Here is a 16191-nt window from a genome sequence, read left to right on the forward strand (position 1 = left end):
AAACCACAACAAAGGTGCCTGTCCCCTTTGTGGTGGTTTAGGCAATGATGGGGGCGATGGCGCGGATGCAGGCGTCGGCAGCGGTGAAAGTGGTGCTGTCGTCGCTGACGATAAAGATGATCTTGCCCTTAATGCCAAAGTCGCCGATCTCGCTAAAGAGCACATACGGCTCCTTGTCAAAGCCCGAGATGGGAAGCACGGCGGCCTTGGTGGCGCTGGTCAGCTCGTCTGCCAGCGCGTCGAGCGAGGCCCACTTGGACGTGTCCTTTACGGCAACGGGCACAGCCACGCGCCCAAAGGGCATCAAATGCACGAGTGTGTTCTTGGAAATGTTGGAGTTGGGCACAATGATGGTCTGTCCACAGGCATCCTCAATCGTTGTATGGCGCCAAGTGATGTCTTGGACCACGCCGGATACGCCGCCGACCTCGATATTGTCGCCGGGCTTGATGATGCCCATAAAGGTCACCTGCATGCCGCCGATAAGGTTTGACAGCGTGTCCTGAAAGCCGAGCGAAATGGCGATGCCGCCGACGCCAAGAGCGGCAACGAGGGCGTTTGCGTTAATGCCAAAGCAGTTGTCGAGGATAAAGCTGCCGCCGATCATCCAGATGACGGCGCGCGCGATGTTGATGAAGATACTCGATGCCGGAAGCGGGTTATCGTCTCGGTTAAGCAGATGGTTCAGGGTCTTGGATACGACCTTGGCGGCGACGGCGGTGCCTATCGCCAAGATGACGGCCCAGATGATGTTGTGGACCCACCGTTGCTCAAAGAAATGAAGAATCGGCTCAAACAATTCCATGTAGGGAAAACCTCCTAATGATCGTCCAACCATGATACCCACCAAGAAGCCCGTCCGATCACATCGGACGGGCTTCTGTGCTCGATATAAGGTTTACGCGGCGGGGCTGTAAGGCCCGGCGGTGTAGCTTAGCGTCGACGCTTCCAGATAATGCCGAGCATGATGACGATGATGCCGCCGATAAGGCACGCGCCAACTACTGCCAGCGTGCGGTCTCCCGTTGCGGCAAGCTTACCGGTCGTCTTCTTGGTGATGACCTTCGTGGTCGCCGTGTCCGTCTTAGGCGAGGGCTTAGGCGTCGGGGCCGGTGAGGGCGTGGGGTCCACGGCTGCGGAGCCGAAGCCGATGGTGCCGGCGAGCCCGGCCATCTTGCTCTCCCAGCCGTTCTGCCCGATCAGCGCCCTTAGCGCTGACTCGCAGGTACCCCACTCGGTGTGCTTGGTGGCGTTTGCGAAGGTGGGGAAGTCGGTCGTGTTGGTAATGATGTAGTTGTTGGTGGCGACGGTATAGGTCTTGGTGGGATCGAACGTGCTGCCGTCTTTGGTGAGTGTGGCACTCACAATGCGCTTGCCTTCGGGCTGCGTCCAATCAATCGTCACGTTGATGCCGCCAAAGGAGAGAACGCTGCCAGAGTCATCGCGCCACTTGTACTTGTTTTGCGCCTCCTGCTCGGTGTGACCGGCCGCCACATAAGCCTGCTGAAGCTCGTAGCTGTCGTTGCAATCGTCGCTGATTTGTAGCGAGTGCTCGAGCGCTGCGAGGAAGTCCGCGCCGGTCATGGTCCAGGTCTCCACGGTGTTGCCGTAGGGCGAGATGGCGATGACGTTGCCGGCGGTCACGTTGCCCGCCGCGATGCCGCCGCGGATGCCGCCAGCGTTTTCGATAGCGAAGTCCGCGCCCGTCAGGGCAAGATAGGAGCCGCAAATCACGTGGCCGATGGTCTGGGCCTTGGTGGTGTCGCCCTCCTTGCTGGGGCGGAAATCGGTGGTGCGCACCATTTCCCAACCATGCGTGCCTGCGGCGTCCTCGCCGTAGAAATAGTTGGTGGTGGATGTGCCGAGCACCTTGTTCGATTCGTTTTCAAAGTCCTCGTCGAGCGGCTTGATCTTGTTGCGGACGGCTTCAAGGCGGCTTTGGTAGTCGGAGCCCTTGTCGGGGTCTGCCAAAAGGTCGTTGACGTTCTTGGCGGTGTAGAGCTTCTCGTCGCTGCCGTCTGCAGGGACCGTGACCGTGTCATCGTCGGTCGTCTCGGTGTCATTCGTGTTGTACTTGTACGGAATGGAAAGCAGCCCCACCTCGGCAAAGGCGCTGCCTGCCTCGACAACGTGGATCGTCTTGCCGTCGGCTCCCGTCACCTTCTCGTTAAGGTTGATGTGCTCGTGGCCTGCGATAAGGGCATCGACGCCACGGAGTCGCGTGGCAAAGGTCTTGGCGTCGAGCGTGTGCGCGATACACACAACAACATCGCAGCCCTCCTTGCGCAGCTGCTCTGCCTCGGTATTGATGGCGTTCGCGGCACTCGAGAAGCTGGTGCCCGCGACCAGGTCCGCGCGCAGCGAGGAACCTAGCGACTCATCCATGGCACCCACGACGCCGACCTTGATTTTGTAGTCGAATGTGGAGTGATCCTCGGTATCCTCCCAGGTGCGATCGAGCGTCTTCGTGATGCTCGAGCTCCATACGCCGCTCGTGGACTTCGCGTTCGCGCAGAGCATGGCGAAGGGCGTGCCGGTGGTGCTGTAGCCGGTCATGGTGCGGAGTTTGTCCGCGCCGTAGCTCCAGTCGTGGTTGCCTGGCGTGGTTGCGTCGTAGCCGTCGGCGTAGAAGGTGTCCATGAGCTCGGCGATGCTCTTGCCCTCGCTCATGGTGGCGAAGGACTGTCCGTGGAAGGTGTCGCCCGCATCGAGTAAAAGATCGGGGGCGCTGCTTTGGGCGCTATAGAAAACCGCCAGTCCGTCAAAGCCCACAGTGCCGGTGCCCTTGCTTGCGTTGTAGCTGTACTTGTAGCTGCCGTGGATATCGTTGGTGTGCATGACGGCCACGGAGCCGTCAATAGCGGCGGGCAGGTTTCCCGCGAAAGCGAGGCTTGGGATGCCTGCGAGCGCGCCGGCAAACAACGCGGCGGCCAACGCAAAGCGGGGGAGTCTTTTCATGGCAGTTTCCTTAGTCCTTAGCCAGAATGTCTGGTTGAATATCGGATTATCGACATAATATGCGAAAACCGCCGCAAGGGCCTCTGTCCCTTTGCGGCGGTTTTGGCGTTTGCGCAGATAAAACCTACCAAAATAAACCTGTCCCTTTTTGGCAGGTTTTAGCTTAGCAGCATGCGGTCGTTGGCGAGCTCGCCGCCCGAGACCTCCTCGAACTTCTGCAGCAGGTCGGCCACGGTGAGCGACTTCTTCTCGTCGCCAGCCACGTCGTAGATCACATGGCCCTCGTGCATCATGATCAGACGGTTGCCCAGACGGATGGCGTCGTTCATGTTGTGCGTGACCATGAGCGTGGTCAGGTGGTTCTCGTCGACGATCTCCTCGGTCAGGTTGAGCACCTTAGAGGCCGTCTTGGGGTCGAGGGCCGCGGTGTGCTCGTCGAGCAGCAGCAGGCGCGGCCTGGTGAGCGTGGCCATCAACAGGGTGAGTGCCTGGCGCTGGCCGCCCGAGAGCAGGCCGACCTTGGCGTTGAGACGCGTGTCCAGACCAAGGTCCAGGCGCTTGAGCAGCTCAACGTACTCATCTTTCTCGGCCTTGGTGACGCCCCACGAAAGGCCGCGACGCTGGCCGCGACGCTTGGCGAGGGCCAGGTTCTCGGCGATTTGCATGTCGGCAGCGGTACCGCGCATGGGGTCCTGAAACACGCGGCCCAGGTACTTGGCGCGCTGCGACTCGCTCAGGCGCGAGATGTCGGTGCCGTCGAGCTCAATAACGCCCGAATCGAGCGGGTACACGCCGGCGATCATGTTGAGCAGCGTGGACTTGCCGGCGCCGTTGCCGCCGATCACGGTTACAAAGTCGCCGTCATTCAGGGTGAGGTCGACGCCGGTGAGCGCGCGCTTCTCGGTGACGGTGCCCTTGTTAAAGGTCTTCTTGACGTGCGAGAGCTTAAGCATCTGCCTCATCCCCCTTCGTGTAGGAGCTGCGGAGCTTATAGCGCTCCCAAACCACGGGTACGCACAGGGCCACAGCGACAATTACGGCGGAAAGCAGCTTCATGTCGTTGGCGTCCATGCCCAACTGCAGCACGATGGCGCGGATAAGGAAGTACACCACGGAGCCAAAGACGGCGGAGGCAAGACGGACGCTAAACTGCGTGAGGCCGCCGGGCAGCAGACGGCCGAGCACCTCACCGATAACAATGGCGGCAAGACCGATAACGATGGCACCGGTGCCCATACCAATGTCGGCATACTTTTGGCTCTGGCAGATGAGCGCGCCCGAAAGGCCGATGAGGGCGTTGGAGAGCACGAGGGCGATCATCTTGGTGGAGTTGGTGTTGACGCCCAGGGCGCGGATCATGTACTCGTTGTTGCCGGTGGCGCGCAGCGCCGAGCCAATCTCGGTGCCAAAGAACCAATACAGGATGGCAACGATAGCCACGGCGAGCAGGATGCCCAAGATGATGGCAACGGTGGACTGCGGCAGGCCGGTCATATTGCTGACGGCCGAAAACACGGTGCCCTTGGCAAGAATGGGCGTATTGGACTTGCCCATGATGCGCAGGTTGATGGACCACAGGCTGATCTGGGTGAGGATTCCGGCGAGGATCGCGGGAATCTCGAAGACGGTGGTCAAAATGCCCGTGACGGCACCCGCGATGGCGCCGGCGCACATACCGGCCAGCACGGCGAGCAGCGGGTCGACGTTGTTATTGACGATGAGCACAGCGCAGACGCAGCCGCCGAGGGCAAAGCTGCCGTCGCAGGTCATATCGGGAATGTCGAGCAGGCGGAACGTGATAAACACGCCAAGCACCATAATGCCCCAGAGGACGCCCTGCGAAACGGCGCCCTGCAATGCAATGAGCATGCTTCATACCTCCTAGGATAGGGTGGACACGTGAGTCACCATGATAGCGGTAACAATGCATAAAAGAGCTGCGGCCGGATGTTTTGACTCATCCGAAACAAGCAGGGCGAACGCCGGTCTTTGGCGTTCGCCCCTGTGGCTCAGATATTGAATAACACGTCAACGGCGCGAGTGCGTGCCCTAGACGCGCTACCGCGCATGGCGCTACTCGTCCAGAGCGGAAAGATCGATGTCCAGAGCCTCGGCCATCTCGTCGTTCTTGACGACGACCAGGTCCTTGCTCGAGAGGTGCTTGATCGCCATGTCCTCGGGCTTGGCTTCGCCCTTCAGGATCTTGACGGCCATCTCGCCTGCGGCGTAGCCCAGATCCTCGTAGTTGATGGAGAGGGTGAACAGGCCGCCGGCCTTGCACATGCCCTCCTCGCCAGTCACGAAGGGGAGCTTGTTCTCCTTGCAGATCTGGCCGACCTGCGAGGCACCCGCGGCGATGGTGTTGTCGGTGGGGGAGTACAGCGCGTCGACCTTGCCCACGGCAGACTCGACGACGGACTGAATCTCGTTGGAGCTCGAGACGGTGAAGTCAGTGTACTCGAGGCCCAGCTTGTCGAGCTCCTTCTTGGCGGCCTTGATTTGGACGTCGGAGTTGGACTCGGCGGTGCAGTAGAGCAGGCCGACCTTCTTTACGTCGGGCAGGACCTTCTGCATCATCTCGAGCTGCTCGGCGACCGGGGTGAGGTCGGAAGCGCCCGTGACGTTGGTGCCGGGCTTGTCGTTGTCCTGGACCAGGCCGGAGGCGGCGTAGTCGGTGATGGCGCAGCCCACGATGGGGATATCGGCCGTGGCGCCGGCGGCAGCCTGCGCGGCGGGCGTGGCGATGGCATAAATCAGGTTGACGTTGTCGCCCACAAACTTGTCGGCAATGGACTTACACGTGGACTGGTCGTTCTGGGCGTTCTTCTGGTCGATCTTGACCTTAAGGCCGCTCTTCTTGATGGCCTTGACGAAGCCGTCGTTGGCGGCATCGAGCGCGGAGTGCTCGGTGAGCTGCAGAACGCCGATGGTGTAGTCGGAACCGGCGGCAGCGGAGCCGGAACCAGAGTTGCCGCCGCATCCGGCGAGCGGGGCGAGCGCGAGCAGGCCGGCGGAGACCAGAAGGCTCCTGCGGCTGATGGTGATGTCCTTCATATCATTACCCCCAGTATAAAAATGGCTGGAAACACTGCACTGGGACAAAGTGCAAGTGGGACTATAGTAGCGCTGATGTCCATTTTTACAACAGCCTGGCGGGTTTTTTAATACAGAATCGGATGGGCGGTACGGGTAGTCGAATGGGCGGCGGAGGGTCTTATGCGGCGGAGGAGGCGTCGTCCTCGTCCAGGGCGGCGAAGAGCTTCTTGCCGTCGAGCAGGCGCGTGCTGACGTTTCTCATACGGGCGATCTCGACGGTGCGCAGCGTATCGTCGGTGCCTCGGGCGTCGTAGACCGTTCCCAGCAGATACGAGATGCCATCGCGCTGCCTGATGGCAAAGGGACGGAGTGTCATCCGTGCTGCTTCGGTTTCGCCGCGTGTCGTGACGCTCGAAATATCAAAACTCACCGTGGTTCCGTGGTCGATGGCCTGCTCGACGAGCTCGCACGTGTCGATGCGCTTGATGGGCGTGCGTGTTGCCTTGGTAGCCTTGCTGCCTGCGCTTGGAGCGGGTTCGGGTGTATCGAGGTAGCCGCGAACGTCGGCGCTCGCCATGGCAACTAAGTGCTGCGCCATGCTCTTGCGGATAGCGATAGGCGTGGAGCGGTTGCGCATGACCATACCGTGGAGCCGGATGATCTCTTCATCGGTGAGCGGGCGGGTAAGAAGTTTGTAGCCCACGCCGCGTTTGTACTCAATTTCGTATCCGGCATGGCGAAGCGCGGAGATGGCGGTGTAGATGCTGCGCCGCGCCGCCGAGATGGGCATGCGGGCGGGGTCGTCGGGATGGGCGAGGCGCCGGATCAACTCATCGGAAAGCATGGCCTTGTCCTCGCCGGTGTTTTCGCTTAATAGTTGCAGGATGCGAACGGCGCGATAGGCTGCCATCGAGGCGGCGCCTCTAGTCGTGGTGTCGTAGGTTTCAACAGCGGCTTCGGTCATCGTACCCACGTCCTTTCCGTTTTGGGTGGCGACGGTATGGAGCCTAGGACGTGGGGCTTTCCCAGGGGTGCAGGGCGCTCTGGGCGGTCGGTAGTCGTCGGCAAACGGCGGGTCGAGTTTTCAACAGCCCTGGTCAACTGACCAAAAACTTGCCAAAAGCTTGACGGATGCTGTTGAAAAAAGCGTCTCTCGACCGATGTCGAGAGACGCTTATGCGATGAGCGTTGGCGTGTGGCGACGCGAGCTAGCGTCCGACAATTAGAAGTCGGCGTTGCCCACGGTGCGCGGGTGCGGCAGGACGTCGCGGATGTTGCCCACGCCGGTCAGATACATGACCAAGCGCTCGAAGCCCAGACCGTAGCCGGCGTGCTTGCAGGAACCGTAGCGGCGCAGGTCAAGGTAGTACTTGTACTGCTCGGGATTCATTCCCAGGTCCTTGATGCGGGCCTCGAGCAGATCCAGGCGCTCCTCGCGCTGGGAGCCACCGATGATCTCGCCGATACCGGGAACCAGGCAGTCGGCGGCGGCGACGGTCTTGCCGTCCTCGTTCATGCGCATGTAGAAGGCCTTGATCTCGGCCGGGTAGTCGGTCACGAAGGTCGGGCGCTTAAAGTGCTCCTCGGTCAGGAAGCGCTCGTGCTCGGTCTGCAGGTCGATGCCCCAGCTGACGGGGTAATCAAACTGGTGGCCAGCAGCGACTGCCTGCTCCAGGATCTCGACGGCCTCGGTGTAGGTAACGCGGGCAAAGTCGGAGTTGGCGACATGGTCCAGGCGCTCGAGCAGACCCTTGTCCACAAACTTGTTGAGCATATTGAGCTCGTCGGGGCAGGTGGCCATGACGTCCTTAAGGACGTACTTGAGCATGGCCTCGGCGTTATCCATGTAGTCGTTAAGGTCGGCAAAGGCCATCTCGGGCTCGATCATCCAAAACTCGGCGGCGTGGCGCGTGGTGTTGGAGTTCTCGGCACGGAAGGTGGGGCCAAAGGTGTACACGTCGCCAAAGGCCATGGCAAAGTTCTCGGCATTGAGCTGACCGGACACGGTGAGGCTTGCATGCTTGCCAAAGAAGTCCTGGCTCCAGTCGACCTCGCCGGACTCGGTGAGGGGCGGATTTTTGGGGTCGAGCGTGGTCACGCGGAACATCTCGCCGGCGCCCTCGCAGTCACTCGTGGTGATGATGGGGGTGTTGACGTAGACAAAGCCCTGCTCCTGGAAGAAGCGGTGGATGGCGGCAGCCGCGACAGAGCGGATGCGGAACACGGCGCGGAACAGGTTGGTGCGCGGACGCAGGTGCTGCTGGGTGCGCAGGAACTCGACGGTTGCGCGCTTCTTCTGCAGTGGGTAATCCGGGGCGCTGACGCCCTCGACCTCGATGGAGGTGGCAGAAAGCTCGAAAGGCTGGGGCGCATCGGGGGTCAGCTTGACGGTGCCGGTGCAAATGAGTGCGGCCGAGACGTTTTGATGGGCGATCTCGTCGTAGTTGTCGAGTGCCTCGCGGTTCATGACGACCTGCAGGTCGCGGAAGCAGCTGCCGTCGTTGAGCGTAACAAAGCCAAAGTTCTTCATGTCGCGGACGGACTTGACCCAGCCGGCGACGGTGACGGTCTGGCCGCCGAGCGACTCGGCATCGGCATAGAGCTGCGCGATTTTGGTGCGGTTCACGTATCCTCCCATAACGGTTGAATGATAGTTATCCATACAGTTCGATATTCTAGCAGCTCGGCTCATTTGGGCTATACAGATAAAGCATTGGCGGGATGGTTTTTCAAACGAAAAGCGCCCGCGGCCAAATGGTCGCGGGCGCTTGACGAGGTGCCTTTTGGCTGTGTGGCGCGGGGCCTGGCTACTTGGTCTTGGCAACCAGCAGCGGGTCGCCAAGCTTGACGAGCGGGTTGCCGCCGATAAGCGTTCCAGACTCGCCGACATGGTCGATGCTCTTAAGACGATCGAGCTCGGAGACGATGACGGTCACGATGTCCTCGTGACCAGCGGCCTTAATGGCCTCGCGGTCGAAGCTGATGAGCGGCTGGCCTGCCTTGACCACATCACCCATCTCGACAAAGCGGGCAAAACCCTTGCCGTTCATTTCCACGGTGCCCAGGCCAACATGGATGAACACGCGCAGGCCGTCCTCGGTGATCATGCCGATGGAGTGGTTGGTGACAGTGGTGGCACCGATGCGGCCGTTGGCGGGTGCATAGATGGTGCCGGTAATGGGCTCGATGCCATAGCCCTGGCCAAGCATGCCCGAGGCGATCGTCTCGTCGGGAACCTCGTTCAGGTTGACGAGCACGCCGTTGACGGGGGCATAGATGACGCCTTCGCGGGTAGCGAAGCTTGCTGCGGGCGGAACGGACGCCTCGCCGGTCGAGGTGAAGGTGGACTTAAGCGAATCGAGCAGACCCATAGTTGCCTCCAACTTAAATAGGCGCATATCGCGCGTTTGGTTTGCCGGAAACGTTTCACATGTGTTTCGCGGCTTGGTCAACGCCCCTATTCTACGCTGCGCAACGATACCTCTGAACTGGGATTATGTGATATATCAGTTGAAGGGAAACTTATTGCCGGAGTGTTTCTGCGCCACGGGTTCAAGTGGGGTACGCTTGAAGGCGAAAAATAAGGGCGCATAATTTGCGCGAAGGGAGCACATATGATTGTCGAGAACCATGCGCTGTGGGGCGAGGAGCCGACCGAGGATTATCCGGCGACGTTTACGTATTTGGTTGCCGAGCCGTTGCCCGATAAACCGAATGGCCGCCGCCCCGCGGTGATTATCTGTGGCGGAGGTGCGTTTACGCATATCGCTCCGCATGAGCAGGATCCTGTGGCGTTTGCGTTTTTGGATCACGGCTACCAGGCCTTTGTGCTCAACTATGTCACGAGTTCTACGGGTGACGTGAGCTTTCCGCACCCCCAGGCAGATCTTGCCAAGATGGTCGCCACGGTGCGCGCCAACGCCGACGAGTGGCATGTCGATCCTAAGCGCGTGTGCGTCGTGGGCTTTTCTGCTGGCGGCATGATTTGCGCCTCGCTGGCAACACAGTGGAAGACCGGCCCCTTTGCGGCACTTGCCGGGGCGCGTCCGGACGACATTCGTCCCGATGCCGTGGTGCTGGGCTATCCATTGCTCGACTTTGCCTATGTGCGCGACATGCAGACGCGCGATCCGCGCATTGACTTGCGTGTGCCCAAGACGGGCGGCAAGACGGGGCGCGATTTGCTCAACGACTACCTGTCGATGGTGACGGGCGGCGAGGCAACTGACGAGCATCTGGCCGACATCTGCCCCACCACGCATGTTTCGCGTCAGATGCCACCGACCTTTGTGTGGGGCGTGTCCGACGACAAGACGGCGCCGATCGCGCAGGTCTACCCGTTTGCGCAGCGCATGGCCGAGGAGGGCGTTGCATGCGAGATGCACGTCTTCGACCAGGGTGGTCACGGCCTTTCGCTCGGCAACGCCAACACCGCGGTCGACAACGAGGACAGGCAGGTTTCCGTCCGTCCCTGGATCCGCCTGGCCTTCCGCTTCCTCGAGCGCCATCTGTAAGAGTCCCGGCATCCAAGCCCTTCAATAACTTGCGGTGAAATAGTTCCTATCTGGGGCATCAACCAGCCCATCCAGGAACTATTCCACCGCAACTTCGTTTTTGATGCCCCGCCCGGAAACTGCGCCCCAGTTTTGCCTTTCAAGGTGGGACGCAGTTTCCTATAGGGCCTCGACTGGGAAAGCGCGTCCCGTTTCGAGCGGGGATTCCGGGATGCATTTTCCGTAAGAGGCCTGTTTGGGAAACCATATCCCGTTTCGAGCCGGAATTCTGGGATGTAGTTTCCCCGAGAGGCCTCATCGGGAAACTATGGCCCTGAACTCTCCTGCCTGTCCCCATTGCGCCAATTTGCTGATTGAACATCGTTGCATGTTCGCGCTATCATGCATGGTTACAATTGGTTAGCCGTGGCAAACGGTTAGCCAAGGTAAACTAAATGCAACGCCCTGTGGGCGCCGGGGGAGGAACACGGACGTGAGGCTCGATACACTCGAGATTGGAAAGGACGCCGTTGTCGCATCGGTGGCATCGGACGATCAGGCACTCCGACAGCATATTTTGGACATGGGTCTAACGCCGGGCACCGAAGTCACCATGATGAAGTACGCCCCCATGGGCGATCCGCTCGAGATCCGCCTGCGTGGCTACGAGTTGACACTGCGCAAGGACGATGCCGCTCGCATCGAGCTCGTGGGTATTCACGACACCGATACGGGTCCGCGCGCTAACGCCGCAATCGGCACGACGGAGCATCCGGCTCTGGGCGAGGGGACGTATTCGCCCCGTGCGGCAAAGACGGCCGTGCCCGAGGGCGCACCGCTGCACTTTGCCCTCGCCGGCAACCAAAACTGCGGCAAGACCACGTTATTCAACCAGCTGACGGGCTCCAACCAGCACGTCGGTAACTTTCCCGGCGTGACGGTCGACCGCAAAGATGGCGCTATCCGTAACCATCCCGAGGCGAGCGTTACCGACCTGCCTGGCATTTACTCCCTGTCGCCGTACACAGGCGAAGAGGTCGTGAGCCGTCAGTTCATCCTTGACGAGCGCCCGGACGCCATCATCGACATCATTGACGCCACCAACATCGAGCGTAACCTGTACCTGACACTGCAGCTCATGGAGCTTGACCGTCCTATGGTCATCGCGCTCAACATGATGGACGAGGTGACCGCCAACGGCGGCGCCGTGGACGTCAACCTGCTCGAGAGCCTGTTGGGCGTGCCCGTTGTCCCCATTAGCGCTGCCCGCAACGAGGGCATCGGCGAGTTGGTGGACCACGCCCTGCATGTGGCACGGTTCCGCGAGCGCCCTGGTCGCCTGGACTTTTGTGCGCCCGACGGTCCGGACGGCGGTGCGCTGCATCGCTGCATCCACGGTATTGCTAACCTGATCGAGGACCATGCCGTGACGGCGCACATTCCGGTGCGCTTTGCGGCGACCAAACTGGTCGAGGGCGATGAGCTGGTAACCGAGGCGCTTCACCTGGATCGCAATGAGCTCGACGCTATCGAGCACATCATTACCCAGATGGAGGGCGAGGCCGGCACCGACCGCCTATCTGCGCTGGCCGATATGCGTTTTAGCTTTATCGGCGACGTGTGCGGGCGTTGCGTCGTCAAGCCGCACGAGAGCCGCGAGCACGTGCGCTCCGTCAAGATTGACCGCATCCTGACAGGTCGTTACACAGCCATTCCGGCGTTCCTGGTGATCATGGGCCTCGTCTTTTGGCTGACGTTTGGCGTGATCGGCGCGGCGTTGCAAGGGCTCATGGAGGACGGCATCGCTGCCGTCATCGCCTCGGCCGATGCGGGTCTCAAGGCGTTCGGCACCAACGACGTGGTGCGCTCGCTGGCTGTTGACGGCGTGCTTACGGGCGTGGGCAGCGTGCTGACCTTCCTGCCGATTATCGTCGTGCTCTTTTTGTTCCTCTCCATTCTGGAAGACTCGGGCTACATGGCGCGCGTTGCCTTTGTCATGGATAAGGTGCTGCGTCGTTTTGGCCTGTCGGGCCGTAGCTTCGTGCCCATGCTCGTCGGTTTTGGCTGCACCGTGCCGGCTATCATGTCGACCCGTACGCTCCCATCCGAGCACGACCGCAAGATGACGGTCATGCTCACGCCGTTTATGAGCTGCTCGGCCAAGCTGCCGGTCTACGGTCTGTTGTGCGGGGCGTTTTTCCCGCAAGCGACAGTTCCCGCTATGGTCTCGCTCTATCTGATTGGCATTGCGGTTGGTTGCATTGCCGCCCTGGTGCTCAACCGCACGGTATTTAAGGGTGACCCGGTACCGTTTATCATGGAGCTCCCCAATTACCGCCTGCCGAGCGTCAAGACGACGGTGATGCTGGCATGGGATAAGGCCAAGGACTTCATCACCAAGGCCTTTACCATTATCTTTGCCGCTACGGTGGTCATCTGGTTCCTGCAGACGTTCGATATCCGCTTTAACGTGGTCGCCGACCAGTCGCAAAGCCTGCTTGCCGGTCTTGGTAGCATCATCGCGCCGGTTTTGGCCCCGCTCGGTTTTGGCGACTGGCGCGCCTCGACGGCACTCATCACAGGACTTATTGCCAAGGAGAGCGTCATCTCGACGCTCACGGTGCTTTTGGGCGCGACCTCGCCCGCGGCACTGTCGACCATGTTTTCGCCGTTCACTGCCTATGTGTTCCTGGTCTTTACGCTGCTGTACCCGCCCTGTGTGGCAGCCATCGGCGCCGTCAAGAGCGAGCTGGGCGCGCGCTATGCCGTGGCCGTGTTCGCGTTTCAAGTGACGGTCGCCTGGATCGTGGCGTTTGTCGTGCATTCGGCGGGCATATTGCTGGGGTTGGCTTAGTTATTTATTGACGGCGCAACCTCTGTGTATCGAATTGTTTTCGGCCCCGCATCTGTTACTGACGGATGCGGGGCCGTTGCTATATAATCGCCTCCGCTCAAAATGATTGGAGACGTTATATATGAGTCAGGCAAGGCAAGACGGTATCACGCTCAAGCAGTGGCTCCCGCTCATCGGGCTCACCTGCTGCGCGTTCGTGTTCAACACGTCGGAGTTCATGCCCATCGGCCTGCTGACCGACATCGCCGCATCGTTTTCGCTCACCGAGGCCCAAGCTGGCATCATGATCTCGGTCTACGCCTGGGGCGTCATGCTGCTGTCGCTGCCGCTTATGGTGTTTGCCTCGCGTTTTGAGTTCAAGCGGATGCTGCTGGGCGTGCTCGCCGTGTTCTCGCTCGGCCAGTTCCTGTCCGCCGTGGCGCCCACCTATCCCATTTTGGTTTGCGCGCGCCTGGTGGTCGCCTGCGCGCATGCCGTGTTCTGGTCGGTCGCCTCGATCATGGCCTCGCGCCTGGTTGACACGCGCCATGGGGCGCTCGCCATCAGCATGATCGCCACGGGCTCTTCCATCGCACAGATCTTCGGCCTGCCGCTCGGCCGCGCCATTGGCCTGGCCGTGGGCTGGCGCATGACGTTTGCTGTGGTCGGAGCGCTGTCTGCTGTCGCGGTCGTCTACCAGGCCACGGTGTTCCCTGCCATGCCAGCGGGCGAGCGTTTTACGCTCAAGCAGCTGCCCGAGCTGCTCAAGAACCCGTTCCTCATCGCGCTCTATGTGGTCACGGTGTTCATGGCAACTGGCTATTACGCGAGCTATAGCTATATCGAGCCTTTCCTGGCTCAGGTCGCGCATGTCGACGCGGGCGCCATCACCATGACGCTGACGGCGTTTGGCTGCTCTGGTCTGCTCGGAAGCTGGCTGTTCGGCCGCCTGTTCGACGGGCACCGCTTCTCGTTCTTGGCTATCACGCTTTCCGGCGTGCCAGCGGCCCTGCTGCTCATGGGTCCGGCCGCATCGTCGCTCGCTGCGGTTCTCGCTGTTTGCGCACTGTGGGGTTGCTGCGCCACGGCCTTTAACGTGGCGTTTCAGGCCGAGCTCATCAAGTACACGCCGGCGGACTCGTCGGCCGTCGCCATGTCGATCTTTTCGGGCCTGTTCAATCTGGGCATTGGCACGGGTACCGCGATCGGCGGAGCCGTGGTTTCGGGCCCCGGTATCGCCTTGATCGGCTACGCGGGCGGTGCGATCGCTGCCGTGGGCGTCATCCTCGCTATCACGGTGCTATTCCCAGCCATACGCCGCGCAAAGCCTGTCGCCTAACCACGTCCCCTCATCAGTTGCGGCGGAATAGTTCCTGTTTAAGGCCTCTGAAGGCCCAAGCAGGAACTATTCCACCGCAACTTATTTTGGGGAAGAGGATACAAGCCGGGCATACAATGGATGTCGTTGTGTTGAGCTTACCAGGAGGTTGCTATGTGGGCATACGAGACGACGTTCTATCAGATCTATCCGCTGGGCTTTTGCGGAGCTCCGCGCGAAAACGCCGCGCCCGTTGCCGAGGACGAACTCTCCCAAGCTGCCGGCACTGCACCCAACCCCGATGCCCCCATCATGAAAATCGCCCAATGGGCCGATTACCTGCAGGAACTCGGTATTGGCGCTGTGCTCATCAACCCGCCGCTCGAGTCTGATAGCCACGGCTACGATACGCGCAGCCTGCGCCATCTCGACCGTCGCCTGGGCGGGGATGCCGACTTTGCCGCCGTGTGCGAGACACTGCATGCCCATGGCATTCGCGTGGTGCTCGATGCCGTCTTCAACCACGTCGGTCGCGGCTTTTGGGCTTTCCGAGATGTGCAGGAGCGCAAGTGGGACTCGCCCTACAAGGACTGGTTTCACATCAGCTTTGACGGCGACTCCTGCTATGGCGACGGCTTTTGGTACGAGGGCTGGGAAGGTCATTTTGAGCTTGTGAAGCTCAACCTGCAAAATCCCGCCGTGGTCGATTACCTGCTTGAGTCCGTGCGTCGCTGGGCCGAGGCCTTTGGCGTCGACGGCCTGCGCTTGGACGTTGCCTATATGCTCGACCGCGACTTCATGCGCCGCCTGCACGCCTTTACCCGTGAGCTCAAGCCCGACTTTGTGCCAATCGGCGAGACGCTCCACGGCGACTACAATCAGATCGTCAACGACGAGATGCTCGACTCGTGCACCAACTACGAGTGCTACAAGGGCCTGTACTCCAGCTTTAACTCGGTCAACATGTTCGAGATCGCCCATTCGCTGCACCGCCAGTTTGGCGGCGATCCGTGGTGCATCTACCGCGGCAAACATCTGCTGTCGTTTGTCGACAACCACGACGTGCCGCGCCTGGCGAGCATCCTCACCGACAAGTCGTGCCTGCGTCCCGCCTATGGCATGCTCTTTGGCATGCCGGGCATCCCGTGCGTCTACTATGGCAGCGAGTGGGGAATTGCCGGCGAAAAGGGCGGCCCCGATGGCGACTGGGCACTGCGACCTGCGCTCAATGAGCCTGCGCCCAACGAGCTGACGGCGTTCATCACGCAGCTTGCGTACCTTCGCTCGGCCGACGACGCGGCTGCCCGTGCTCTCAACTACGGTGCCTACCGCAACGTGGTGATCCAGAACAAGCAGCTGCTGTTCGAGCGCGCCTGTGACGGCGCGACGGTACTCGTGGCGGTGAATGCCGTGGGTGAGCCTTACACCTTTGGCGCCGGCGAGCTCAACGGCTCCTTCGTCGACCTGCTTGCCGACGATGCGCCCACGGTCGAGCTGACGGGTACCCTTGAGCTTGCACCCTACGAGGTGCGCTATCTGTTGAGAGCCTAGCC

12 protein-coding genes are annotated in these 16191 nt (G+C 60.9%); 4 read left to right on the top strand and 8 right to left on the bottom strand.

What is annotated here, in order from left to right; genetic code table 11:
* Window positions 1–37: 37 nt before the first annotated feature.
* The 8 genes from KSY82_RS03970 to KSY82_RS04005 form a co-directional block, all read right to left on the bottom strand.
* Window positions 38–805 carry a mechanosensitive ion channel family protein gene (locus KSY82_RS03970; protein ID WP_195544454.1) on the bottom strand — a complete coding sequence of 256 codons (768 nt, stop codon included), beginning with the start codon at window positions 803–805 and terminating at the stop codon, window positions 38–40.
* A 128-nt stretch (window positions 806–933) separates the two neighbouring features.
* On the bottom strand, window positions 934–2958 hold the full coding sequence (locus KSY82_RS03975) for a bifunctional metallophosphatase/5'-nucleotidase (protein ID WP_217750292.1): 2025 nt from the start codon (window positions 2956–2958) through the stop codon (window positions 934–936).
* Window positions 2959–3116: 158 nt separating this feature from the next.
* Window positions 3117–3911 (bottom strand): ABC transporter ATP-binding protein, encoded by a 795-nt coding sequence (locus KSY82_RS03980; RefSeq protein ID WP_055250279.1) that lies wholly within the window; start codon window positions 3909–3911, stop codon window positions 3117–3119.
* Window positions 3904–4827 carry an ABC transporter permease gene (locus tag KSY82_RS03985; RefSeq protein WP_006234992.1) on the bottom strand — a complete coding sequence of 308 codons (924 nt, stop codon included), beginning with the start codon at window positions 4825–4827 and terminating at the stop codon, window positions 3904–3906. Before KSY82_RS03985 ends, KSY82_RS03980 begins: the two co-directional genes overlap by 8 nt.
* 204 nt (window positions 4828–5031) lie before the next feature.
* Window positions 5032–6012, bottom strand: a complete 981-nt coding sequence (locus tag KSY82_RS03990; RefSeq protein WP_217750293.1) for an ABC transporter substrate-binding protein — start codon at window positions 6010–6012, stop codon at window positions 5032–5034.
* A gap of 160 nt (window positions 6013–6172) precedes the next feature.
* Window positions 6173–6967, bottom strand: a complete 795-nt coding sequence (locus KSY82_RS03995) for a hypothetical protein (protein ID WP_217750294.1) — start codon at window positions 6965–6967, stop codon at window positions 6173–6175.
* Between the two features lie 249 nt (window positions 6968–7216).
* Window positions 7217–8620, bottom strand: a complete 1404-nt coding sequence (gene asnS / locus KSY82_RS04000) for an asparagine--tRNA ligase (RefSeq protein ID WP_368042030.1) — start codon at window positions 8618–8620, stop codon at window positions 7217–7219.
* A 181-nt stretch (window positions 8621–8801) separates the two neighbouring features.
* Window positions 8802–9365: a PTS sugar transporter subunit IIA gene (locus tag KSY82_RS04005; protein ID WP_040359007.1), complete on the bottom strand. Its 564-nt coding sequence runs from the start codon at window positions 9363–9365 to the stop codon at window positions 8802–8804.
* A 243-nt stretch (window positions 9366–9608) separates the two neighbouring features.
* Here KSY82_RS04005 and KSY82_RS04010 point away from each other — a divergent pair, with 243 nt between their 5' ends.
* The 4 genes from KSY82_RS04010 to KSY82_RS04025 all read left to right on the top strand — a co-directional run bounded on the left by KSY82_RS04010 (window position 9609) and on the right by KSY82_RS04025 (window position 16189).
* Window positions 9609–10508, top strand: a complete 900-nt coding sequence (locus KSY82_RS04010; RefSeq protein ID WP_217750295.1) for an alpha/beta hydrolase — start codon at window positions 9609–9611, stop codon at window positions 10506–10508.
* A 472-nt stretch (window positions 10509–10980) separates the two neighbouring features.
* Window positions 10981–13341 carry a ferrous iron transport protein B gene (gene feoB, locus KSY82_RS04015; protein WP_217750296.1) on the top strand — a complete coding sequence of 787 codons (2361 nt, stop codon included), beginning with the start codon at window positions 10981–10983 and terminating at the stop codon, window positions 13339–13341.
* A gap of 121 nt (window positions 13342–13462) precedes the next feature.
* Window positions 13463–14659 carry an MFS transporter gene (locus tag KSY82_RS04020; RefSeq protein WP_217750297.1) on the top strand — a complete coding sequence of 399 codons (1197 nt, stop codon included), beginning with the start codon at window positions 13463–13465 and terminating at the stop codon, window positions 14657–14659.
* 153 nt (window positions 14660–14812) lie between these two features.
* Window positions 14813–16189 carry an alpha-amylase family glycosyl hydrolase gene (locus tag KSY82_RS04025; protein ID WP_217750298.1) on the top strand — a complete coding sequence of 459 codons (1377 nt, stop codon included), beginning with the start codon at window positions 14813–14815 and terminating at the stop codon, window positions 16187–16189.
* Window positions 16190–16191: the final 2 nt, after the last annotated feature.

This window comes from Collinsella aerofaciens, assembly GCF_019131995.1.
Taxonomy (GTDB): Bacteria; Actinomycetota; Coriobacteriia; order Coriobacteriales; family Coriobacteriaceae; genus Collinsella; species Collinsella aerofaciens_S.